Source organism: Streptomyces sp. NPDC001536 (genome assembly GCF_042894505.1).
In the GTDB taxonomy this organism is placed as follows: domain Bacteria; phylum Actinomycetota; class Actinomycetes; order Streptomycetales; family Streptomycetaceae; genus Streptomyces.
Genome location: NZ_JBIAVQ010000007.1, coordinates 306,662 through 328,635, shown reverse-complemented (window position 1 = coordinate 328,635; position 21,974 = coordinate 306,662). Strand labels below are relative to the sequence as shown.

Below are 21,974 nucleotides of genomic sequence, written 5' to 3'. Positions count from 1 at the left end.
CTCAGGGCGCCGTGAGACTCCACAGCGCCGCCACCAGCGGTCGGCGCAGATCGGCCCGCCGTACGCACAACCCGATGGGAAACGGCTCCGGCGCCGGCTCGGCCGCGACCACCGACAGCCGGTCGCGCACCGCGCTGTGCTCCAGTACGAGACGCGGGACCACCCCCGTGCCGCAGCCGAGGGCGACCAGCGTCAACAGCCCTTCGTGGCCGTCCGGTTCGCAGACCACCTCGGGCGCGGTGCCGCGGGCGCGGAACCAGCGGTCGGCGGCGTCACGGACCAGACCGCGGTGGGGGAGGACGAAGGGTCCGGCGAGGTCCGGGTCGGGCCGGTCCCGGGCCGTGACCAGGACCAGCTCGGTGACCGCGACCGTCCGGCCCACCAGCGGCTCCGGCAGCCGCGCCGGGATCCCCGCCACCGCCACGTCCACCTCGCCCTCGTCCAGCCGGGCCAGTGCCGCCGCCGCGTCACCGGTGCGCAGGTCGAGCCGGACCTGAGGGTGCGCGGCGCGGAACGGCGCCAACAGGTCCGGCAGCAGCGCCTGGCAGGCGGTCACCGTGGCGAACACGGCCAGCCGACCGGTGAGTTCGGCCGGGTCGGGGTGCTCCTCGCGGTAGGAGCGCCACAACTCCAGTGCCTCGGCGGCGTAGGCGCGGAACCGGTGCCCCTCCGCCGTCAGCGACACCCCGTGCGGTCCCCGGTCGAGGAGCCGGTGCCCGAGCTCGGCCTCCAGCCGCTGGACGGTCCGGGTGAGCGTCGCCGCGCTGACATGACAGTCGAGACTGGTCCGCCCGAAGTTCAGGGTCTGCGCCAGATGCAGGAAGAGCCGCAGGTCCCGATGGTCCTCGCGCATACCGTGACCTGCATCTTTCATTCGATGCAACGCCCCGCTTCGGATGTTGCGCTTGCCGCAATGCTCGCCCGGAGCCTACAACTCGACCATGACCTCGACCACGTACAGCTCCCGTGTCTTCTCCGTCGAGACGATGGACGTGCCCGGCGGTACCGAGACCATCCTGCGCGGCGGCCGGCATCTCTTCCCGCTGCTCCCGCGGGCCTTCGCCGGGGTCCGCCGTATCGGCGTCATCGGCTGGGGTCCGCAGGGCCGCGCCCAGGCCCTCAACCTGCGCGACTCCCTCGCCGGCACGGACATCCGGGTGACCGTCGGACTGCGCCCCGGCTCCCGCTCGGCCGCCGAGGCCCGCGCCCACGGCTTCACCGAGGAGGACGGCACCCTCGGTGACTGGCTCGCCGTCACCGCCGACAGCGACCTGGTGATCCTGCTGATCGCGGACGCCGCACTCGCCGCCCACCACCAGGAGATCTTCGCGGCGCTCAAGCCGGGCGCCGCGATCGGCCTCTCGCACGGCTTCCTGCTCGGCCACCTCCGCGAGACGGGCGGCGACTTCCCGCCGGGACACGCGGTGATCGCGGTGTGCCCCAAGGGCATGGGCGACTCGGTGCGGCGGCTCTACCAGCAGGGCGCCGAGATCAACGGCGCCGGGATCAACAGCAGTTACGCGGTCCACGCCGACCCCGACGGCCGGGCCGTCGACCTCGCGCTGGGCTGGTCGGTGGCGCTGGGGTCGCCGTACACCTTCCGCACCACGCTCGACAGCGAGTACCTCTCGGACATCGTCGGCGAACGCGCCATCCTGCTCGGCGCGGTCCACGGCATCGTCGAGAGCCTCTTCACGCGCTACCGCCTGGCCGGGGACGACGACGTGACGGCGTACGAACGCTCCTGCGAGAACGTGACCGGCCCGATCGCCCGCACGATCTCCCGAGCCGGCCTGAGGGCGGTCCGCGAGAACCTCGACACCGCCGACCGCGAAGTGTTCGACCGCGCGTACACGGCGACGTACGGCCCCGCCCGCGAGATCGTCGCGGAGATCTACGACGAGGTCGCCGACGGCACGGAGCTGCGCAGTGTGATCCTGGCCGAACGGCGGCTCGGGGCCCGCGAGATGAGCCGGATCGGCGGCTCACCGATGTGGTCGGTGAGCAAGCGGGCGCACGCCCGCCGGGCCGAACGGGACCTGCCGGTGGACCCGTTCACGGCAGGCGTGTTCGTCGCCACGATGACGGCGCAGATCGACGAGTTCGCCGAGCGCGGTCACCCCTGGTCCGAGATCGTCAACGAGTCCGTCATCGAGGCCGTGGACTCGCTCCTGCCCTACATGCACGCCCGCGACGTCGCCTACATGGTCGACAACTGCTCCCGCACGGCCCGCCTCGGCGCCCGCCGCTGGGGCCCGCGCTTCCAGACCGCCTACGAGCAGATCGCCTTCTCGACCGCCGAACTCCCCTCGGACACCGCCCTGTTGACGGCCTTCGACACCCACCCGGTGCACGAGGCCCTGGCCGCGGCGGCCAAGCTGAGGCCGTCGGTGGACATCTCGGTGGCGTAGGAGCCCGTCCGCCGGCGCGGCCGCGTTAATGGTTTGCCGCCGGTGAGCCCGGTCGGATAGGAAGCCCGCATGCTTAGAGGCACCAAGGTCGGGCTCAGGGCCCGGCACGAGGACGACATCCCGATCCTGCGGACCGAGCTCTACGACGACGTGGTCAACTCCGCCCGGTCCGAAGGCCGGCCGTGGCGGCCGATCCCGCCCGGCTCGAAGGACCCTCGGCTCGTGGTGGACGACAAGGAGGAAGGGCACGTCCCCTTCTCCGTCGTGGAGCTGGACGGCGGCACCCTGATCGGCTCCGCAACCCTGTGGGGCATCGACACCCACAACCGCTTCGCCCACATCGGCCTCGGCCTGCTGCCGTCCGCCCGCGGCAAGGGCTACGGCACCGACGTCGTCGCCGTCCTCTGCCACTACGGCTTCACCGTGCGCGGCCTGCACCGCCTCCAGATCGAGACCCTCTCGGACAACGCCGCCATGCTCCGCTCGGCCGAGCACAACGGCTTCGTCCGCGAGGGCGTCCTGCGCTCCTCGGCCTGGGTGATGGGCGAGTTCCTGGACGAGGTGGTGCTCGGACTCCTCGCCCAGGACTGGAAGCCGGACACGAAGGGCTAGGTGGTTCGTCTGCCCCTTCGGCGATCCGGCGCGGTCGTTCTTTCAGACACGGCGCGGTCGCGGGACCAGTTCGCCGCCGCAGTTGGGGCAGATGTTCCGCATGCCCCTCGGTGCAGGGGACACAGAAGGTGCACTCGTACGAGCAGATGCGGGCCGGTGCGTCCGGCGGGAGTTCGGTCGTCTCGCAGCGTTCGCATCGCTCGCGCATTTCCAGTGCCATCCGTACTCCCGCTCTCTTCCTCGGTCAGCGCCACTCGACGGCGAGGGCCCGCCCAGGATTCTCGCCCATGATGCGTTCGACCAGCTCGGCGCCGAGTTCCGCCGCCAAGCGCGGCCGTACCCGACGCAGCAGATATGGCATCCCAGGACCGCCGTTCACCGAACGCGCCGCCGCGGTCGTGGTGTCGCCGCCCAGGAGGAGCCGGTCGCCGTGGCCCGCCTCGGCCAGGGACCGTACGGCGTCGGGCATCCGCCAGTCCGTGGCGTGGTTCGCGCGAGAGGGGCCGTCGAAGGCCAGGTAGCAGCCGGACGCCGCGGCCTGCCGGTGCGTCACGAGGTCGGGGGAGCGGTTCAGGTGGCCCAGGACCACCCGGTGCGGCGGCACGCCCAACTCGCCGCACAGCAGGTCCAGTACGTCGAGCGCGCCGGTGCCCAGCTCCAGATGGACCGCGATCGGCGCACCGGTCGCGTGGTGCGCCTCGGCCGCCGCGGTCATCGTCCAGCGGGCGTGTGCGTCGAGGGCGTGGAAACCGCCGGCGACCTTGATGAGTCCGGCGCGCACCCCCGATGCGCCGATCCCGTCGGTCAGTTCGGCGACGAAGAGCTCCGCGAGCCTGTTGCGCAGTTGCTTCAGGGTCCGGTCGTCGTAGTGGACGGCCTGGTGCAGCCCGGTCGCGGCCACCACCAGCACCCCGGTCTCCCGGGACAGCGGCGGCAGATCGGCGGCCCGCCTCCCCAGCCCGTACGGCGTCCACTGCACCACGGTGTGCCCGCCCAGGGCGCGGAACGCCGCCAACTCCGCGCGGGCCGCGGCCACGTCCCGCAATTCCTGCCCGGGCAGCTGAGGGCTGCCGAAGAACAGATGGTCGTGCGCGTCGCACACCCCCAGCCGCTCCGGCGCCACATCCCCGAGAACCGTACGGACCGCGCTCACCACTGGCGCCCCCGCGGCAGCCCGGCGAGCCCCGGCGCCGACAGGTGCAGCACCTGGAACACATCGCCGTCCGCCTTGGGCGTGTCATGGGCCCAGAGCGAGAAATGGACCACCTCCCAACGGCCGGCGTCCACGGCGGCCGCCGCCAGCACCGCCCCGTCCTCCGCCGCCAGCCGCCCCGCCTCACCCACCGCGTCCGCCATGAACTCCGCCAACTCCACCCCGTCCGGCACCGGTTGCCGCCGCCGCACGGCGACCCGCGCCGGCGAACCGGCGGCCCCGCCCTCCTCGTAGGCCAGCCCGGTCCACTGCCGGACCGACGGTCGCCCGAAGTCGTCGCTCAGCCTCTGGAAGGCGCCACCCCACAGGAAGGAGTTCATGCCCGCCACCGTGTCCCAGAGATAGAACGGCGCGTACTGGTTCACCGGCGAGCCGTGCACCCCGCGCTCACGCATCAGATACGCCTTGAGTCCGAGGCCCTCCCACTCGTCGAGCAGATGCCCGACCCGGGCCACCCGACCGCGGATCACGCCCATGTCGTAGTCGGCGGGCAGGGTGAGTTCGTACTGCATGGCATGCATCACGCGTCTCCTCGGGCGGGGTATTCCGCGGCGTCGATGTGCGCTTGCCGTTGCGTGGTCGTGCCGCCCTCGACGGCCGCCACGACGTGCGCGTGCGTGAACTCCTGATGCCGTGGTGAGAGCAGGGAAAGCAGCCCCCGCACGCCCGCGTCGAAGGCGGCCGGGGAACCCGAGGCGCGGGCGAGGACATAGCCGCCCTGCACGGTGGCGACGACCGCCGCCGCGATCGCCTCGCTGTCGAGGAAGGCCGCGAACTGGCCCTGTTCCTTGCCCTCTTCGACGATCCCGGCGATCCGTTCCCGCAGCCAGTCCAGGGTCTCGTCGACCGGCTCACGCAGTTCGTCGCTCGCGACGACGTCCGGATCCATCGTCAGCCGCCCGACCGGACAGCCGCGCAACACATCGCGCTCGCGCAGCAGATACGCCTCGACGCGCTCGTACGGCGTCCCCGGCCCGCCGAGTACTCCCTCGGCGGTAGCCCGCAACTCCTCGGCCGTGCGCCGGATCGCGGCCAGCGCGAGGTCGGGCTTGCCCTTGAAGTGGTGGTACATGCTGCCCTGCCCGGCACCGGAACGCTCCAGGATGGCCTTGGGGCTGGTGCCCACGTATCCGCGCTCCCACAGCAGCTCTCGGGTGGACTCGATCAGACGCTCCGGGGTGCTCATACACGCACTGTACATACTAGTAGTTACAGAAGTCGACCCTTTGCGGAGCAGCCAGAACGGCCCCTCGTACTCCCCGGGAGGTACACGCACAGCCGCTGGCCGTACGACGACCCGGACCCCGCCCCGGGGCCAGTCTCGAGGCATCACCGGAACACCTCACTAGGGAGATGACCCGAGATGCAGACCCTGGCGCACTGGGACGGCGGGCCCGGCCCGTGGATCCTTCTCTTCCCGCTGATCTGGGCGGCCGTCGTGGTCGGCGCCGTCACCGTCCTGCGCCGCACCGTCTGGCGCGGTCGTCGCGGCCCGTGGCGCGCGACGGTCGACACCGGCCCGTCCGGCGACTCGCCGATCACGATGCTCGGCCGCCGCTTCGCCGCCGGCGAGATCGACGAGGACGAGTACTGGCGCCGGCTGTCCGTCCTGGACGAGCAGTTCGGCCGCACGGGCAAGGGCGGTGCGGCATGACGACCACGACCGCGCTCCGGTCGGCCGCCCGGGTGGTCGACGCCGTCAAGGTCTACGGCAGCGGCGACACCAGCGTGAGGGCCCTGGACGGGGTGAGCGTCGACTTTCCGGTCGGCCGCTTCACCGCGATCATGGGGCCCTCGGGCTCCGGCAAGTCCACCCTCATGCACTGCGCGGCCGGCCTCGACACGCTCACCTCGGGCACCGCCCACATCGGCGACACCGAACTGGGCTCCCTCGACGACCGCCGTCTCACCCTGCTGCGCCGCGACCGGGTGGGCTTCGTGTTCCAGGCGTTCAACCTCGTGCCCACCCTGACCGTCGAGGAGAACATCACGCTCCCCCTCGACCTCGCGGGCGGCAAGGGCGACCGCGAGTGGATCGACGCGCTCGTCGACGTCGTCGGTCTGCGCGACCGCCTCCACCACCGCCCCTCCGAACTCTCCGGCGGCCAGCAGCAACGCGTCGCCGTGGCAAGGGCGTTCGCCGGCCGACCGGACGTCGTCTTCGCCGACGAACCGACCGGCAACCTCGACTCCCGCTCCGGCGGCGAGGTCCTCGGCCTCCTCGGCCGCGCGGTGCGCCAGACGTCCCGCACGGTCGTGATGGTCACCCACGACCCGGTCGCCGCCGCCCACGCCGACGAGGTCGTCTTCCTCGCGGACGGCCGCCTGGTCGACCGTATGACCGCCCCGACCGCCGACAAGGTCCTGGACCGCATGAAGGCCTTCGACACCACCTCACCCCTCGGAGGACCGTCATGAACGCCTCCGTCCGCCTGAGCGTGTCCTCCCTGCGCGCCCACAAGCGACGCTTCGCCGGGACCTTCCTCGCGGTGTTCCTCGGCGTCGCCTTCCTGGCCGGCACGCTCGTCATGGGCGACACCCTGCGCGCCAGCTTCGACACGATGTTCGGCCGGGCCACCAGCGGCACGGACGCCGTGGTCCGCAGCGCCGACGCCATCACCACACCGGGCGAGAGCGAGGGCGTACGCCAGCCGGTCGCCACCGACCTGGTGCAGGCCGTCGAGCGGGTCCCCGGCGTGGCGGCCGCCGCCCCCAACATCCAGGGCGCGGGCCAGCTGGTCGGCGCGAACGGCGACCCCATCGGCGGCCAGGGACCGCCCACCCTCGCGGGCAACTGGATCGCCGACCCCGAGCTCAACGCCTACCGGCTCGCCGAAGGCCGCGCCCCCGCGAAGTCGGGCGAGGTCGTCATCGACCGGGGCACCGCCAAGCGCGGTGACCTGACGATCGGCGACACGACGACGCTGCGGACGCCGGACCCGGTCGAGGTGACGATCGTGGGCCTGGCGACCTTCGGCGGCGAGGACGGCATGGCCCAGGTCACCTTCACCGGCATGACACAGGCCGACGCCGAGAAGTACCTCACCGCACGGCCCGGCGAGGCGGCCACCATCCAGGTGCGCGCAGGGCCCGGCGTCAGCCAGCAGGAGCTCGTCGACCGGCTGACTCCCGTACTGCCCAAGGGAGTCGAGGCGATCACCGGCCAGGAGTCGGCCGAGGAGAACACCGAGATGATCTCCAGCCAGTTCCTGACCATCTTCACCCTCTTCCTGCTCGTCTTCTCCGGCGTCGCCCTGCTGGTGGCGACCTTCTCCATCCACAACACCTTCGCGATCGTCGTCGCCCAACGCACCCGTGAGAACGCCCTGTTGCGCGCTCTCGGCGCCTCCCGCCGCCAGGTCACCGCGTCGACCCTCGTGGAGGCGACCGCGGTCGCGGTGACGGCCTCCCTCGCGGGTCTGGCGGGCGGCATAGGCATCGCCGCGGGTCTCCAGGCGCTGTTCCCGGCGATCGGATTCCCGTTCCCCGAGGGCGACTTGGTGGTGAGCACGCTGTCCATGCTGCTGCCGCTCGCGGTCGGTGTCGTGGTGTGCCTCGGCTCCGCGCTCCTGCCCGCCGTACGGGCGGGCCGCACCGCACCCATGGCGGCACTGCGCGAGACGGCCGTCGACGCCTCGGGCGCCTCCCGCGTGCGCGCCGTCACGGGGATGGGCCTCGCCGCCCTCGCCCTCGGCGTGACGATCAGCGGTGTCCTCGTCTCCCCGTCCCTCTGGCTCGCCGGCACCGGAGCCGTCCTGGCCCTGGCCTCGTTCGTGGTCCTCGGCCCGGTCGCCTCCACCACGGCGGTACGCGTCCTCGGCGGCCCCCTCGACCGACTGCGCGGAGTGACCGGCGGCCTCGCCCGCCGCAACGCCCTGCGCAGCCCCAAGCGCACGGCCGCCACCGCGAGCGCCCTGATGATCGGCGTCGCGGTCGTCTCCCTGTTCACCGTGTTCGCCGCGTCCCTCAAGGCGACCATGGACCAGACCGTCTCCCGCTCCTTCGCGGGCGACATCGCGGTCAGCACCCCGGGGTTCGGCGCGGGCGGCAGCGGTCTGAGCCCGCGCCTGGCCGGCGCCGTCGACCGGCTGCCCGAGGTGGACACGGCCGTCGGACTCGGCCGCGGGGTCGCCGAGGTCGACGGCAAGGGACGGGCGCTGACCGTCACCGACCCGCTCGCACTGGAGCGCACCTTCGACCTGGGCACGATCCGGGGCTCCCTGAGCGACCTCGGCACGGACGGCATTGCCGTCACCGGGAGCGAGGCCGACAAGCAGGGGCTGAAGCCCGGAGACAAGGCCGAACTGACGTTCACCGACGGCCAGAAGGAGACCTTCACGGTCCGCGCCGTCTACGGACGGTCCGAACTCGCGGGGGAGTACGTCATCACCCGCGCGGCCTGGGAACCGCACCGCACCCAGGACTCCGACACGCTGGTCGCCGTGTCGTTCAAGGACGGCGTGAGCACGGACGCCGGCAAGGCCGCGGTGGAGAAGGTGGCCGCGCGCTACGGCAACCCCGACGTGCAGACCCGGGACGAGTACGCGCAGTCCTCGGCGGGCGGGATCGACATGATGCTCACCCTGGTCTACGCCCTGCTGGCCCTGGCGGTCCTCATCGCGCTCCTCGGCATCGCCAACACCCTGACCCTGGCGATCCACGAACGCACCAGGGAACTGGGCCTGCTGCGGGCCGTCGGCCAGACCCGCTCCCAGCTGCGGGCCATGGTCCGCTGGGAGTCGGTCCTGGTGGCCGCGTTCGGCACGGTCGGCGGCCTGCTGCTCGGCGGCTTCCTCGGCTGGGTCCTGGTCAAGGCCTCCGACGGCGCGAGCGACAGCGACTTCGCCTTCGCGATGCCGCCGCTGCAACTCGCGATCGTGGCCCTGGTGGGCCTGGCGGCGGGTGCCTTGGCGGGCCTGCGCCCGGCCCGGCGCGCGGCGCGCCTGGACGTCCTGCGGGCGATCGCCACCGAGTGACGTGGGGGCCGCCGCAAGCTGTCACCGCCCGGTCAGCCGACAACGGCCGACCGGGCGGGAGCGTGTTCGGTCCTGCGGGCTTCGACCTCGGCGAACACCCGAGGTGCCGTCTCCACCGCGGCGCGCCGCGGCGGCCGTCCCGCCCCGGCCTTCACGGCGGCGGGCGCGGAAAGCGTGAACCACACGACCTTGCCCGCCTCTCCGTCCGGCCGCACGCCCCAGCTCTCGCTCACGGCGGCCACCATGGCGAGCCCTCGCCCGCGGGTGGCGATGTCGGCTTCCAGGAGGTTGTCGGGCATGTCCTCCACGACCGGCAGACGCGGGTCGTGGTCGTGCACCGAGACCATGAGCCGGTCGAGGACCAGCTCGATCTCCACGGTGCACATCTTGTCGGGCTGGGCATGCCGGTGGACGTTGGTCAACAGCTCCGTCACACCGAGCGCCGCCCGGTCTATGAGGGGGTCCAGATGCCAGTAGCGCAACTGCGCAGAGACGATTCTGCGGACCTGGCCGATCCGCGACGGCAGGGCTTGGAGCTCCACCGTGCAGTGCCTGCTTGGGTGACTGATCACGGCTGCGACTCCCCGACTGAAGAGGTCCGGAAGAACACGGAGTTCGGATCGATCCAGCAAGGCGCCTGGTGAGACGGCTGCCTGCTGCCATGCCCGGCGGGCTGGTTCGCAGCGTTATCGCCGGTAAACCCAGAGTGACGTGAGAACAGCGTGACTCAGGGGGTGGGGTACCGCAACTCGCGGTTCCTCACCCGTTGCGTCCCGCGGCCCTCCGTACGGCCTCGATGAAGCGGCGTGCCGCGGGCGGGCCCGGCTCACCCGGTGCCGGGTCGTGATCGCCGAGGGTCAGCAGATACCGCTTGCCGTTGAGGTCGGCGAGCGCCCGGTCGTCGGCGGCGAACCAGGGCTTGGACGCCCGCACCGCCTGCACCGGCGCGCTGTCGATCTCGCTGCCGTAGCTGGTGAGCAACTCCAGCCTGCCGTCGCTGATCCGGACCTGTCCGGCCCGGGTGAGCGAACGCAGCCGCTTCCCGATCCGCACGCCCGTGGCCGTGAACTCCGGCTCCGCCATGCTCCCCGCCCCCTCGTGCGTTCTCGGTGTGCCGGCCCGTGATCCGGCTCGTTACGTGATCCAGTGTGCGCCCCCGTCCGGGACCGGCGCGTCCCGTTCGGTGCAGTCTGCCCGCACCCGGCGTCGAGCACCAGTACGCACGCGACCCCCGGCACGGGCGCCCGGAGCACTCGGGCGAATGCGCCCCCATGGCCCTGCGGAGCTCGGTCCCCAGGGTGGTCTTTGGGGTGCTCAAAGGTGTGTTTATGCAGGTGAGAAGCGTGCGGAAGGTGTTTATGATCGATGTGTCGACAGCGCGACCCGCCGTCGGCGCGAAGCCTAAGGAGCCCCGCCGTGAGCACCCCTCAGCAGATCCGGACCGGCGCCACCCTCGACGTCGACCACAGCGACGCCGCCTACCGCGACTGGCTGAAAGAGGCCGTTCGCAAGGTCCAGGCCGATGCCAACCGCTCGGCAGACACGCACCTCCTGCGCTTCCCGCTCCCGGAGAAGTGGGGCATCGACCTGTACCTCAAGGACGAGTCGACCCACCCGACCGGCAGCCTCAAGCACCGCCTCGCCCGCTCCCTGTTCCTCTACGGCCTGTGCAATGGCTGGATCCGGCCGGGCCGGCCGGTGATCGAGGCGTCCAGCGGCTCGACGGCCGTCTCCGAGGCGTACTTCGCGGGGCTGATCGGTGTGCCCTTCATCGCCGTCATGCCGCGCACGACCAGCGCCGAGAAGATCCGCCTCATCGAGTTCCACGGCGGCCGGTGCCACTTCGTGGACGACTCACGCAAGATGTACGAGGAGTCGGCACGGCTCGCGGTGGACACCGGCGGCCACTACATGGACCAGTTCACCTACGCGGAACGGGCCACGGACTGGCGCGGCAACAACAACATCGCCGAATCCATCTTCCGGCAACTGGAGTTGGAGAGATTCCCGGAGCCCGCGTGGATCGTCGCCACGGCCGGCACCGGCGGCACCTCGGCGACCATCGCCCGCTACGTCCACTACACCCAGCGCGACACCCGCATCTGTGTCGCCGACCCGGAGAACTCCTGTTTCTTCGAGGGCTGGACCACCGGCGATCCGGACGTCACCTGCGACTGCGGCTCCCGCATCGAGGGCATCGGCCGGCCCCGCATGGAGCCGAGCTTCGTGCCCGGCGCCGTCGACCGGATGATGAAGGTCCCCGACGCCGCCAGCGTCGCCGCCGTACGGGCGCTGGAACAGGCCATCGGCCGCAAGGCGGGCGGCTCGACCGGCACCGGACTGTGGAGCGCGCTGAAGATCGTCGCCGAGATGGTGGCCGAGGGGCGGCGGGGCAGCGTGGTGACGCTGCTGTGCGACCCGGGGGACCGGTACCTCGACAAGTACTACTCGGACGCGTGGCTGGCCGAACAGGGGCTGGACATCCAGCCGTATTCCGAGGCGATCGAGTCGTTGCTCAAGACGGGCGTCTGGCCCTGCTAGACCGCGAGACGCCGGTCCAGCGCGGCGACCGCGCCGCGAAACGCCCGCCCCAGCCCGGCGCGTCCGAGCTTCGCCGCGAAGCGGATCGGGGCCGTGCCGTCGAGGGCGAAGGTCCAGCGCACCAGGGTGCCCGTCCCTGAGGGGGTGAGCCGCCACTCCTCGGCGAAGGCGTGGATGCCGGGTGTGTTCGCCACGTCGACGCGGTAGGCGTACACCTCCGGCTCCTTCGCCGCGATGATCGTCTCCTGGAAGCGCCCGCCGCCCCTGAGGCGGATCTCGCGCGTCGAGCCGTCGCCGGTCGGCCGGGCGAAGGTGACCGCCGAGAACCACTCCGGCCAGCCCGGCACATCGTCGGCGAGGGCCCGGTAGACGGCATCCGGGCCGGCGGACATCTCCCGGGTGAAGACCATGCGGACGGGAGCGACCTCGATGAAGTCGAGCCCCACGGCACGCAGTTGGTGAGCCACGGTCACACCCCCAGGTGACGACACAGGGGTGACACCCTAACTGACACCCAGTCAGCTGTCTGTACCGCCACCGGGCTCACCGGCCACCACCAGCCGCCGCAGATGCTCGGCGACCTCCTCGCGCGCCGCCGTCGGCAGCCCCGCGTCCGTCACCAGCGTGTCGACCTGCTCCAGGGCCGCGAACGAACTCAGGCCCACCGTGCCCCACTTGGTGTGGTCGGCGACCACCACGACCCGGCGCGCCGACTGCACCAGACGGCGATTGGTCTCCGCCTCCGCGAGGTTCGGCGTGGACAGACCGGCCTCGACCGATATCCCGTGCACCCCGAGGAACAGCACGTCGAAGTGGAGCGCCGCGATGGCCTGGTCGGCCACCGGGCCCACCAGCGAGTCGGACGGGGTGCGCACACCGCCGGTCAGCACGACCGTGGCCGCACCCTGGCGGGGGCCCGTGGTGCGCTGCGCCGCGTGGAAGACATCGGCCACCCGCACCGAGTTGGTGACGACCGTGAGGTCCGGCACGTCGAGCAGATGATGGGCGAGCGCGTACGTCGTCGTGCCGCCCGAGAGAGCGATCGCGGAACCCGGCGCGACCAGTTCGGCCGCCGCGCGCGCGATGTCCTCCTTGGCGCTCAGCTCCAGGCCCGACTTGGCCTCGAAGCCCGGCTCGTGCGTGCTCGCCTCGACCACCGGGACCGCGCCGCCGTGCACCTTCTCCAGAACGCCCTGGCGGGCCAGCGCGTCGAGATCGCGCCGCACCGTCATGTCCGACACGCCGAGCTTGCGGGTCAGCTCGTTGACCCGGACGCCGCCGCGGCGCCGGACCTCGTCCAGGATGAGGGCGCGCCGCTGCTCCGCGAGGAGGTTCTGATTCTCACTCACGTACGCTCCGGTCCTTTCGCCTCAACCCGTCCGACACGCCCCGCACACCCGCTCCCACGAGGCCATTCACCCCGGTCCCGGTGCGCGGACGTCCCATCCTCGCACGGCACGGTACCGGTCGCGCCACCGACCGTCACGACGCGCGCATGTCACTTCGGTCGTATCCTGCGCCCCGACCGTCACACGGAACGGGGAGATTCCGTGACGAGAGGTGTACGGCGCGGCCGCAGCGGAGATCCTTGAGCCCGCACCGACATATGCGGACGGCGCGTCACGGGGGAAGAGCGAAACAGTGGAACATGCGCAGGAACGTGCCTCGACGGGCGGACCGGAGGGCTCCGCACTGGAGCTGCTGGTCCACGGGGTGGGCGGCACGACGCCCGAGAAGATGCTCGACGATCCACGCACCGTGCGGATCACCGGCGACGACACGGCGGCCGTGTTCCGGCGCGCCGAGGACGCCGAGGCCGACACCGGACCCGCCGGCCCCCGGCGCGAGCCGGTGCCCGAGGCCTACGTCTGGTGCAACCTCACCTCCGGCAACGCCTCACGCGCCCTGTGGCTGCTGCTCCTCCCGTTCATGGTGGTCAACCTCGCGCACTGGATGCGCCCCGCCGCGCGCGGCCGCACCCGCACGGTCCGGCTGTACGGGCTGCTGGTGCGGCTGGCGGCGCTGTCCCTGACGGTGCTGCTGGTCGCGGCCGTCTGCGAGGTGGCCCTCGACCTGACGGCATGGCAGTGCGCGGGCACACCCGCGTGCGCCGACCGGCACTCCTGGCTGGGCTTCCTGTCGCCGACCGTCTCCGACGGCGGCTGGTGGAGCCGCCCCGGCCGCAGGCTCGCCCTCGCCGCCCTGCTCCCCGCCGCGCTCACCTGCTTGCTGTGGTACCTGTCCCACCGCACCTGGAACGCCTACGAGTCGCAGGCGCCGATGTCCCGCCCGTCCGAGCCCGACGAGGACACCGCCCGCACCGCCCTCGGCCGCCCCGGCTTCTGGTACGGCCGCAGGCTGGTGGCCCGGCTGCGCGCCGCCCACACCGCCGCGGCCCTGCTCACGGTCGCCGCGGCCGTCGGCTCCGCGGCCGCCCGCTTCGACCGCCGTCCCGGCGGCCCCGCCCTGCTCGACGCGCTGGGCCGGCTCCTGATGGTGTCGCTGGCCGGCGGCGCGGTCATGGTCGTCTGGGTGGTCTGCCGCCGCGGCCGCAGCGAGAAACGCCTCGACCGGGAGCTCGACGAGCATCTCGTACGACGATTGCCGCTCGCCGCGCTCGGCCTGCTCGCCCTGACCATGCTCTACGCCGGCTGGGAGCGCCCGGGATGGCAGTCGCAGGGGCGGCTGCCGGGGGACGCCACCTTCGGCGCCATCGCCCTGGTCCAGGGACTGATCGTGATCGTCATGGCCGTCGTGGCCCACACCCTGCACCGCACCCACCCCGACCCGCGCGCCGCCATGCGGGGCCTGGGCGGGCCGGCCGTCGCGATGCTGGCCTGCGCCCTGGGCGGGGTGATGTCCGGCGGCGTGTCCCAGCGCGTGGCCGACTGGCTCGACGGCACCGGGACCGCCATGACCGGCCCGCCGGTCCTGCTGACCTGGCAGGCGTCCGTGATCCCGCCGCTGCTCGTCGTCCTGCTGGTGCTGTGCGGCTGGCTGGGGCGGCGCACCTGGCAGCTGCGTCGCACCGAGCTGGCCGCCGTGGACCGCGACTACCCGGACAAGACCAAGGACCGGGCCCGCACCCGCCGTATCGCCACCGCCCGCGCGCTGGCCACCCTCACCGACCGGGCCCCGCTGATCGTCGCCGTCACCTCCGCCACGACCCTGCTCCTGGGCGCCGGCGCCCTGGTGGGCGCCCTCGCCACCGGGAAGACACCGGGCGAGGCGGTGGACGGGTCGTACGCCTTCGTCCAGGGCGCCGCCGAGACCGCGCAGGCGCTCGGCTCCTGGCTGATCGGGTTCGGCTTCATACTGTTCGTCACCTGGGGCCGGCGCGCCTACAAGGACCCCTCCGCACGCCGCACCATCGGCATCCTGTGGGACGTCGGCACGTTCTGGCCGCGCGCCGCCCACCCCTTCGCGCCACCCTGCTACGCCGAGCGCGCGGTGCCCGACCTGACCTGGCGGATGGCGACCTGGACGCGCGCCACCGGCGGCCGCCTGGTGATCTCCGGTCACTCCCAGGGCAGCGTCCTCGCCGCCGCCGCGGCCTGGCAGCTGACGCCGGCCGACCGCCGGCGGGTCGCGCTGCTGACGTACGGCTCACCCCTCGAGCGGCTCTACGGCCGCTGGTTCCCCGCCCACTTCGGCCCGGCCGCGCTCAGCGCCCTGCACCACGACGTCGCCTGCTGGCGCAACCTGTACCGGCCCACCGACCCCATCGGCGGCCCGGTCAGGCTCTCCGGCGAATGCGGCCCCGAGGTCGACCACGAACCCCTCAAGGACCCGCTGGCCTACGGCCGCACCGAGCAACACCCGCTGCCCACACCGATCCTGGGCCACTCCGACTACCAGGCCGACCCGGCCTTCGTGGCGGAGCGGGCCACGCTGCTGGCCCGACTGCGACCGGACGTACCGGCGCAGCGGTAGCCGCTCAGGTCAGGGCAGGTCCGGCAGATCCTCCGCGTACAGCAGCGTCAGATCGTCCGTGCTGGGCTCCTCGACCTGGGCCACACGGCTCGCGTGCCGCTCGACCATGGCCTCGAAGGTCTGGCGGGCGGTGCGGCCGTTGCCGAAGGCGGGGCCCTTGGGGATCGCCGTGAAGTACTTGAGGAGGGCTTCCGGCGCGCCCGACGCCAGCCGGTACTCGTGCTCGTCGGCCTGCTGCTCCACGATCCGCAGCAGTTCGTCGGGGGCGTAGTCGCCGAAGGTGATGGTCCGTGAGAACCGGGACGCCACCCCGGGGTTGACGGACAGGAACCGCTCCATCTCGGCCGTGTAGCCCGCGACGATCACCACGACCGCGTCCCGGTGGTCCTCCATGAGCTTCACCAGGGTGTCGATGGCCTCCTTGCCGAAGTCGCGGCCGGAGTCCTCGGGGGAGAGCGCGTACGCCTCGTCGATGAACAGCACCCCGCCACGCGCCTTGTCGAAGGCCTCCTGGGTGCGGATCGCGGTGGAACCGATGTGCTCGCCGACCAGGTCGACGCGGGAGACCTCGACGAGATGTCCCTTCTCCAGGACACCGAGGGAGGCGAGGATCTCGCCGTAGAGGCGGGCGACCGTCGTCTTGCCGGTGCCGGGGGAGCCGGTGAAGACCAGATGGCGTTTGACCGAGGCCGCCTTGAGGCCGGCCTGCTGACGGCGCCGGCCGACCTCGATCATGTCGGTGAGGGCCTTCACCTCGCGCTTGACGCTGTCCAGGCCCACCAGCGCGTCGAGTTCGCCCATGACGGCCTTGGAGGTGCGCGAGGGCTTCTCCGGCTCGGCGGGGGCGACCGGGGCCTCCTGCTCCGTCGCGCGCTGCCCGGGGATCGAGCCGAGCAGGCCGGGGGACTGGGTCACCGTCTGCACCGCGGGCTCCGGGGCGGCCGACGGGCGCAGCCCCGCGCTCTCGTCGCTCGTGCAGTCCTCGACGACGGGACCGACGCCGGATCCCGCGTCCGGGCCGGCGTCCGCGAACTCGTACCCGCCCCGTGCGCACCGCTCCGTGCGGCACTTCCTGAGCGTCGTACGGGAGCCGTCGATCACATGGAAGCCGTAGCCGCCGCTGCCGGTGACCCGGCAGTTGAGGAAGCTGCCCCGGCCGCCCGCCGACACGTAGAAGCCGGCCTCGGCGGGGGAGTCCACCGTGCACCGCTCGATGGTCGGGTCGGCGCCCTTGGTGACGATCACGCCGGTCTGGGTGCCGTCCACCGTGCAGTTGTTGAGGGTGCCGCCACTGCCGTGGTCCCGGAACCAGGCGCCGGTCGCCGCGTCCCGGATACGGCAGTCGTCGAGCTGCGCGGTGGCGCCGTCGCTCACCGACACGGCCGTGTTGCGCACCTGGGAGAGGTCGCTGTCGACGACGTCCGCGCGGGAGCCGCGGTCCAGGACGAACAGCGCGTCCGGCACGTCGTGCACCCGGCACGAGTCCAGTACCGCGGTCGCCCCGTCGCTCACCCACACCGCGGGATAGTCGCCGGTGCTGTCGAAGATCTCGCACTGGTTGGCGTCCACGCGTGTGCCCGGATCCCACACCGACAGGCCGTTGCGCCCGAACTGACGCACCGTCGTGCGGGTGAGGGTGAGGACGGAACGCGACCTGAGGTCCACCGCGTTCTCGGGGATGTCGTGGATACGGCAGTCGGCCAGGGTCAGCACGGCGTCCGTGTCGAGGGTGACGCCGTCGCCGGTGGTGCGGTGCACATCGCAGTCGGTGAGGTGCGCGGTGGCCCTGTTGGCGATCTGGACGCCGCTGCCGCGGGTCTCGTAGACCTCGCAACCCACCGCTTCCAGCGCGGAGTTCTCCCCGGTCACCGACAGGCCCACACCCGAGGCGTGATGCACCCGGCAGCGTTCGAGGCGCGGATGGGCACCGCCGCGGACCGCGACGCCGGCCTGACCGGCCGCCACGACCTCGCACTCCTCGAACACACCGCCCCCGCCGTCGAGTACGGCGATGCCGATCCCGGCCGGATTGTCGACGGTGCAGCGCCGCACGGTGGGACGGGCGCCGCCGCGCACCTCGATGCCGGCCGCGGACCGGGTGACGATCCGGATGTCCGTCAGCTCCGGAGTGCCCTCCTCCACGAGCAGCGCCGGCGCGGCCGCGTCCTGGCCCTCCACATGCAGGTCCTGGACCACCGCCGAGGCGCGCACGGTCAGCGGCACCCCGTCGGCCGGCGCGATGCGCACCGAGCCGGGGGAGCCCTCGGGTCCGCGCAGCGTCACCGCCCGCTGGACGACGAGGTTCTCCCGGTAGGTGCCGGGGGCGACGGTGAGGACGTCGCCGTCGGCCGCGGCCTCCAGGGCGGCGGCGAGCGATGCGTACTCACCCGTGCGGCGCCGCCACCGCGACGTACCGGTGTGCGTCACCTGGACCGTGCCCTGTGCCATGGTGTTGCCGTGCCCCCACTGTGCGGTACTCATGGCTCGCGGGCCCTCGGGACACCGGTACCGACGTCAAGTGCCCGACACCGGCACGTCCCTGCGGCTCGCTCGCTCGCGGGTTCGTGCTGCCGAAGAAGTTCGGCCGGTCCACCGTAGCGTGCGCGCAGGCGGTGGGTTGACCAGAGCCGGAAGGCTGTCAGCTGCCGGTGCCGGTCCTGCCCCAGTCCGGGCCCGCCCGGTCCCAGGCCTGGTCCCAACGGGCGTACCGGCGACGGACCATGCGCCAGACGATCAACCGGCGGGCGGTCTCGACGAGTCCGATGCCGAGCAGGGCCGCGCCGAACCCGGCGAGGACGGCGTGGGTCGTGGCGGTCGCGGAGTCCAGCGGCCGGGCCACCAGGTGTCCGTGCGCGTCCGTCCATATCGCGAAGTGGTCGCCCCGGTGCGGGTCCTTGAGGTTCGCCAGCACGGTGCCGTGCTGCGCGGTGCCGTCCGGTGCGGTCCAGCCGGCGAGGACACGGGTGCGTGTCTCCCGGCCGGTGGAGGTCTCGGGGTCGGCGTCCAGCGGGGAGCGGTCCAGCTCGCGGGTCACGGTGGCCGTCACCAGATGACGGGTGACGCGCTGATCGCGGACCGATTCCTGGAGGGAGTCCTGGGCGAGGCCGCCGACGACGACGCCGGCCACCGGCGCGACGAGCAGGATGAGCACCATGGCCGCGAGCGCGACCCAGGCCTCGGCCAGATCGGTCGCACGGCGCAGCGGATTGTGCCGCCAGCGCCAGAGTCCGCTGATCGCTCGCACCGTCCGCACCCCCTTCCCGCTCCGTGATAACCCCTGGCGGAGATGTTCACGTGCAGGCCCGGTCAAAGAGAGAGCGAAATCACCAGCCGGACCTCTCATGAACTTCTCACGATTATCAACGCGCGGTCCCCCGCGGTGGGTTCCCGCACATCAGGCGTCGAGCGGGTCTCTACCGATCGAGGATCGTGACGGGGTCGCCGACGCGGATCGTGCCTCGGGAGCGGGCCACGAGGTTCTGTCCGAAGACCAGTTTTCCGCCCAGCCGCCGGTGGCGCCCCAGGGTGTGCAGAGGTTCCCTGCCGCGGGCGGCGGTGGCCTGGTCGGTGGTGGTCACGACACAGCGCCCACAGGTCTTGGCGACCCGGAACACGACCTCGCCGATCGCGAGCCGCGACCAGCCGTCCTCGGCCCAGGGCTCGGTGCCCGACACGACCACGTTGGGCCGGAACCGGTCCATGGGCAGCGGGCCCTCGTCGGCGTGATCACCCTGCGCGATCAGGGAGTTGAGGGCGTCGAGCGAGGCCGTCGTGGTGAGCAGCAGGGGAAAGCCGTCGGCGAAGGAGACGGTCTCGCCCTCCAGCGCGTACTCCGGGTCGACGGGCCGGCGCGTGGCGGGATCGTCCATGTGCACCAGACGGACGTCCGCGCCGAGATAGGCGCTGCACCAGGCGTGCGCGGCCGCGTCCTCGGCGGGCACCGCCTCCACCTTGTCCTGGAAGATCGCCACCGGCACGGTGCCGACCGGGCGCGGCACGGGGACCTCCAGCGGCTCCATGCCGGGCGCGGACAGCCGAACGCCGCCGCCGGGCAGGAGCTCGGCAGCGGCAAGCGCGACACGCGGCTCCCGGCGTTGCGAGACGACCTTTCCCCCGTCGTCGATCAGCGCCCAGCGCCTGTCCCCGGCCAGCCCCCAGGGCTCCACGTCGGCCTCCCCGGGCGCGAGGGCCCGGAACGCCTTGACCGGATGGACATGAATCGACTGAAGCCGCGCATTAGCCATGAACCCATCGTGCCAGCAGGCACGGAAGATCCATGGACCGGCTCAGTAGCCGCGGTACTGCTGGTTGTTGTACGGGTCCTGGTACGGAGCCGGAGCGGGGCGGGGAGCCGCGGGGCGCATCGCCTCGTAGCCCATGCCCTGTGCCGCCGCCGGACGGGGCTGCTGCATCTGCGGGCCGGGATAGCCCCGCGGGGCGGCGGCCTGCTGCGGGATGTACGCGGCGGGCGCCTGCTGCAGCGGAGACGGTTGCTGCGCCTGCGGGTAGCCGTAGGAGGGCTGGGAGGGACCCGCCGGGAGGGCGGGCAGGGCCGATGGCAGCGCGGGCAGGTTGCTGCTGCTCGGCATGGCGTACTCGGCAGGGACCCGGATCGGGGCGATCTGCGGAGTACCCCGCTCGGCCACGAGCGAGTCGTAGATCGGAGTGTCCGGGAAGGAGGCGGAGTAGTAGCCGCCGCCATAAGTGGAGCGGGGGGAGGTCATGGCACATAAGTTAAGCCCACGATGTGCTGGTTGGGGAGACCGATAAGAGGGTTGTTTTCCGTGTCGGCAGTGACCTCGCATCCCCAATACGAGCGAAGGTGGGGAAAAGGGGCAGCGGCAGGGGTTGAGATCCTGTAAAGGCCGAATTCCGGGCGGGTTACCGAGGGTTGGCGGGCGGTCTCTCTGTGCACCTGATGGGAGTTCGCCGTCGCGGGGAATAGGTTGGCCCTGTAGACAACCGACGGGGTGCCGGGACATGCCTGGCGCGGTGAGACGTGATGGGGGCGGACATGCCGATGTCGAAAGGGTCCAATGCTCCGGTGCCGACCACGGCACTGCGGGTCGAACTGGGCTGGAGCTCCGGACCGGGCGTACCCGACGCGGACGCCTCGGCGCTGCTCCTCGTCGGCGGAAAGGTCCGCTCCGACGGCGACTTCGTCTTCTACAACCAGCCGGCGCACACCTCCGGGGCGGTCCGCCACGAGGGCAAGCAGAACGCCGGCGGCCGGGTGGTCGACACACTTCTCGTCGACCTCGCGCGCGTGGAGCCCGCCGTCGAGACGGTGGTCCTGGCCGCCTCCAGCGACGGCGGGTCGTTCGGGCAGGTGCCGGGGCTCTACATCGAGGTCAAGGACGCCGCCCAAGGCACCGTGGTCGCCCGCTTCGACAGCGCAGGCGCCAGCGTCGAAACCGCTTTCGTCCTCGGCGAGTTCTACCGCCGCCAGGGCAACTGGAAGTTCCGTGCCGTCGGTCAGGGCTACAGCAGCGGACTGGAAGGGCTGGCCACGGATTTCGGGATCACCGTGGACGAACCGCAGCAGGCCGCCCCGCCCGCACCGGTGGCCCCTGCGGTGACGGCCCCGCCGGTCACCGCCCCTCCGGTGACCATGCCGCCCCCGCCGGCCGCCCCTCCGGCACAACCGGTCCGCCTCACCAAGGTCACGCTCACCAAGGCGTCCCCGTCGGTCTCGCTGACCAAGCAGGGCGGCACCTCGGGCGCGATGCGCGTGAACCTCAACTGGGAGGTCCGCAAGCAGTTCTCGGGCTGGGCGAGCAAGCTGGGCCGCCCGGTCGCGATGCACAACGACCTCGACCTGGACCTGTGCGCCCTGTACGAGCTCACCGACGGCAGCAAGGGCGTCGTCCAGGCCCTCGGCAACGCCTTCGGCGCGCTGCACCAGCCGCCGTTCATCCACCTCGACGGCGACGACCGCACCGGTGCCGTGGCGAGCGGCGAGAACCTCACCGTCAACCTCGACCACAAGCAGGCCTTCCGGCGCATCCTCGTCTTCGTCACGATCTACCAGGGCGCGCGCTCCTTCGCCGACCTGCACGCCACCGTGACCCTGCAACCGCAGTTCGGCGCCGCGATCGACTTCTCCCTCGACGAGTGCACCGTCCCCTCGACGGTCTGCGCGCTCGCCCTGATCACCAACACCGGCTCCGACCTCGTCGTCCAGCGCGAGGCCCGCTATCTGGTGCCCGAGCGCGGGGTGAGCCCGCAGCGGACCGTCGACTACGCCTACGGCTGGGGCATGAACTGGACCCCCGGCCGCAAGTAGCG

Annotated in this window: 19 protein-coding genes and 2 pseudogenes; 8 read left to right on the top strand and 13 right to left on the bottom strand. The window is 72.2% G+C overall.

Translation table 11 applies throughout. The features are described 5' to 3' along the window. Position 1 precedes the first annotated feature (1 nt). Positions 2-853, bottom strand: a complete 852-nt coding sequence (gene ilvY / locus ACFY0U_RS21450) for an HTH-type transcriptional activator IlvY (protein WP_388638029.1) — start codon at positions 851-853, stop codon at positions 2-4. An 88-nt stretch (positions 854-941) separates the two neighbouring features. Here ilvY and ACFY0U_RS21445 point away from each other — a divergent pair, with 88 nt between their 5' ends. After that, a complete protein-coding gene (locus tag ACFY0U_RS21445) occupies positions 942-2,411 on the top strand; it encodes a ketol-acid reductoisomerase (protein ID WP_388638026.1) in 1,470 nt (489 codons plus the stop codon). Between the two features lie 69 nt (positions 2,412-2,480). After that, positions 2,481-3,023, top strand: a complete 543-nt coding sequence (locus ACFY0U_RS21440) for a GNAT family N-acetyltransferase (protein WP_388638023.1) — start codon at positions 2,481-2,483, stop codon at positions 3,021-3,023. A gap of 42 nt (positions 3,024-3,065) precedes the next feature. Here the strand turns inward: ACFY0U_RS21440 and ACFY0U_RS21435 are convergent. The 4 genes and pseudogenes from ACFY0U_RS21435 to ACFY0U_RS21420 form a co-directional block, all read right to left on the bottom strand. Next, positions 3,066-3,243: pseudogene (locus tag ACFY0U_RS21435) on the bottom strand (DUF1272 domain-containing protein). 24 nt (positions 3,244-3,267) lie between these two features. After that, positions 3,268-4,176: a phosphotriesterase gene (locus ACFY0U_RS21430; RefSeq protein WP_388638020.1), complete on the bottom strand. Its 909-nt coding sequence runs from the start codon at positions 4,174-4,176 to the stop codon at positions 3,268-3,270. Further along, positions 4,173-4,757: a DUF4865 family protein gene (locus ACFY0U_RS21425; RefSeq protein ID WP_388638017.1), complete on the bottom strand. Its 585-nt coding sequence runs from the start codon at positions 4,755-4,757 to the stop codon at positions 4,173-4,175. The genes ACFY0U_RS21430 and ACFY0U_RS21425 overlap by 4 nt, the downstream gene beginning before the upstream one ends. 113 nt (positions 4,758-4,870) lie before the next feature. Further along, positions 4,871-5,437 (bottom strand): annotated as a pseudogene (locus ACFY0U_RS21420) (TetR/AcrR family transcriptional regulator); the annotation flags it as partial. Between the two features lie 162 nt (positions 5,438-5,599). Between ACFY0U_RS21420 and ACFY0U_RS21415 the strand changes: the two are divergent. Genes ACFY0U_RS21415 through ACFY0U_RS21405 form a run of 3 tightly spaced genes read left to right on the top strand, consistent with a single transcriptional unit; the run spans position 5,600 to position 9,212 of the window. Then, positions 5,600-5,890: an SHOCT domain-containing protein gene (locus tag ACFY0U_RS21415; protein WP_388638014.1), complete on the top strand. Its 291-nt coding sequence runs from the start codon at positions 5,600-5,602 to the stop codon at positions 5,888-5,890. After that, a complete protein-coding gene (locus tag ACFY0U_RS21410; protein WP_388638012.1) occupies positions 5,887-6,654 on the top strand; it encodes an ABC transporter ATP-binding protein in 768 nt (255 codons plus the stop codon). The genes ACFY0U_RS21415 and ACFY0U_RS21410 overlap by 4 nt, the downstream gene beginning before the upstream one ends. After that, a complete protein-coding gene (locus ACFY0U_RS21405) occupies positions 6,651-9,212 on the top strand; it encodes an ABC transporter permease (RefSeq protein ID WP_388638009.1) in 2,562 nt (853 codons plus the stop codon). Before ACFY0U_RS21410 ends, ACFY0U_RS21405 begins: the two co-directional genes overlap by 4 nt. Positions 9,213-9,244: 32 nt before the next feature. Here the strand turns inward: ACFY0U_RS21405 and ACFY0U_RS21400 are convergent, their stop codons facing one another. Then, positions 9,245-9,784, bottom strand: coding sequence for an ATP-binding protein (locus tag ACFY0U_RS21400; RefSeq protein WP_388638006.1), 540 nt, complete (start codon positions 9,782-9,784; stop codon positions 9,245-9,247). 187 nt (positions 9,785-9,971) lie between these two features. Beyond that, on the bottom strand, positions 9,972-10,295 hold the full coding sequence (locus ACFY0U_RS21395) for a hypothetical protein (protein ID WP_046258139.1): 324 nt from the start codon (positions 10,293-10,295) through the stop codon (positions 9,972-9,974). Positions 10,296-10,628: 333 nt separating this feature from the next. Between ACFY0U_RS21395 and ACFY0U_RS21390 the strand changes: the two genes are divergently transcribed. Next, positions 10,629-11,753 carry a PLP-dependent cysteine synthase family protein gene (locus ACFY0U_RS21390; RefSeq protein ID WP_388638003.1) on the top strand — a complete coding sequence of 375 codons (1,125 nt, stop codon included), beginning with the start codon at positions 10,629-10,631 and terminating at the stop codon, positions 11,751-11,753. On the opposite strand, the gene ACFY0U_RS21385 is transcribed toward ACFY0U_RS21390, so the two are convergent. Further along, a complete protein-coding gene (locus tag ACFY0U_RS21385) occupies positions 11,750-12,220 on the bottom strand; it encodes an SRPBCC family protein (RefSeq protein ID WP_388638000.1) in 471 nt (156 codons plus the stop codon). The two genes, ACFY0U_RS21390 and ACFY0U_RS21385, sit on opposite strands and share 4 nt — an antisense overlap. Before the next feature lie 51 nt (positions 12,221-12,271). After that, positions 12,272-13,102: a DeoR/GlpR family DNA-binding transcription regulator gene (locus ACFY0U_RS21380; RefSeq protein ID WP_388637997.1), complete on the bottom strand. Its 831-nt coding sequence runs from the start codon at positions 13,100-13,102 to the stop codon at positions 12,272-12,274. A 292-nt stretch (positions 13,103-13,394) separates the two neighbouring features. Here ACFY0U_RS21380 and ACFY0U_RS21375 point away from each other — a divergent pair, with 292 nt between their 5' ends. Then, positions 13,395-15,686 carry a hypothetical protein gene (locus ACFY0U_RS21375; RefSeq protein WP_388637994.1) on the top strand — a complete coding sequence of 764 codons (2,292 nt, stop codon included), beginning with the start codon at positions 13,395-13,397 and terminating at the stop codon, positions 15,684-15,686. A 9-nt stretch (positions 15,687-15,695) separates the two neighbouring features. Here the strand turns inward: ACFY0U_RS21375 and ACFY0U_RS21370 are convergent, their stop codons facing one another. The 4 genes from ACFY0U_RS21370 to ACFY0U_RS21355 all read right to left on the bottom strand — a co-directional run bounded on the left by ACFY0U_RS21370 (position 15,696) and on the right by ACFY0U_RS21355 (position 20,410). Further along, entirely contained in the window at positions 15,696-18,134 is a 2,439-nt protein-coding gene (locus ACFY0U_RS21370) for a right-handed parallel beta-helix repeat-containing protein (protein WP_388638274.1), read from the bottom strand. Positions 18,135-18,324: 190 nt separating this feature from the next. Then, positions 18,325-18,930 carry a hypothetical protein gene (locus tag ACFY0U_RS21365; protein WP_388637992.1) on the bottom strand — a complete coding sequence of 202 codons (606 nt, stop codon included), beginning with the start codon at positions 18,928-18,930 and terminating at the stop codon, positions 18,325-18,327. A 169-nt stretch (positions 18,931-19,099) separates the two neighbouring features. After that, a complete protein-coding gene (locus tag ACFY0U_RS21360; RefSeq protein WP_388637989.1) occupies positions 19,100-19,930 on the bottom strand; it encodes an MOSC domain-containing protein in 831 nt (276 codons plus the stop codon). Positions 19,931-19,972: 42 nt separating this feature from the next. Then, on the bottom strand, positions 19,973-20,410 hold the full coding sequence (locus ACFY0U_RS21355) for a DUF6643 family protein (protein WP_388637986.1): 438 nt from the start codon (positions 20,408-20,410) through the stop codon (positions 19,973-19,975). A 296-nt stretch (positions 20,411-20,706) separates the two neighbouring features. Between ACFY0U_RS21355 and ACFY0U_RS21350 the strand changes: the two genes are divergently transcribed. After that, positions 20,707-21,972 (top strand): TerD family protein, encoded by a 1,266-nt coding sequence (locus ACFY0U_RS21350; protein ID WP_388638272.1) that lies wholly within the window; start codon positions 20,707-20,709, stop codon positions 21,970-21,972. The last annotated feature ends 2 nt before the right edge of the window (positions 21,973-21,974 follow it).

Bases quoted from the DNA above. Each gene is read 5' to 3' on its own strand.
- ilvY (WP_388638029.1), bottom strand. From the start codon at position 853: ATGCGCGAGGACCATCGGGACCTGCGGCTCTTCCTGCATCTGGCGCAG.
- ACFY0U_RS21445 (WP_388638026.1), top strand. From the start codon at position 942: ATGACCTCGACCACGTACAGCTCCCGTGTCTTCTCCGTCGAGACGATG.
- ACFY0U_RS21440 (WP_388638023.1), top strand. From the start codon at position 2,481: ATGCTTAGAGGCACCAAGGTCGGGCTCAGGGCCCGGCACGAGGACGAC.
- ACFY0U_RS21425 (WP_388638017.1), bottom strand. From the start codon at position 4,757: ATGCATGCCATGCAGTACGAACTCACCCTGCCCGCCGACTACGACATG.
- ACFY0U_RS21415 (WP_388638014.1), top strand. From the start codon at position 5,600: ATGCAGACCCTGGCGCACTGGGACGGCGGGCCCGGCCCGTGGATCCTT.
- ACFY0U_RS21410 (WP_388638012.1), top strand. From the start codon at position 5,887: ATGACGACCACGACCGCGCTCCGGTCGGCCGCCCGGGTGGTCGACGCC.
- ACFY0U_RS21405 (WP_388638009.1), top strand. From the start codon at position 6,651: ATGAACGCCTCCGTCCGCCTGAGCGTGTCCTCCCTGCGCGCCCACAAG.
- ACFY0U_RS21395 (WP_046258139.1), bottom strand. From the start codon at position 10,295: ATGGCGGAGCCGGAGTTCACGGCCACGGGCGTGCGGATCGGGAAGCGG.
- ACFY0U_RS21370 (WP_388638274.1), bottom strand. From the start codon at position 18,134: ATGGCACAGGGCACGGTCCAGGTGACGCACACCGGTACGTCGCGGTGG.
- ACFY0U_RS21360 (WP_388637989.1), bottom strand. From the start codon at position 19,930: ATGGCTAATGCGCGGCTTCAGTCGATTCATGTCCATCCGGTCAAGGCG.
- ACFY0U_RS21355 (WP_388637986.1), bottom strand. From the start codon at position 20,410: ATGACCTCCCCCCGCTCCACTTATGGCGGCGGCTACTACTCCGCCTCC.
- ACFY0U_RS21350 (WP_388638272.1), top strand. From the start codon at position 20,707: ATGTCGAAAGGGTCCAATGCTCCGGTGCCGACCACGGCACTGCGGGTC.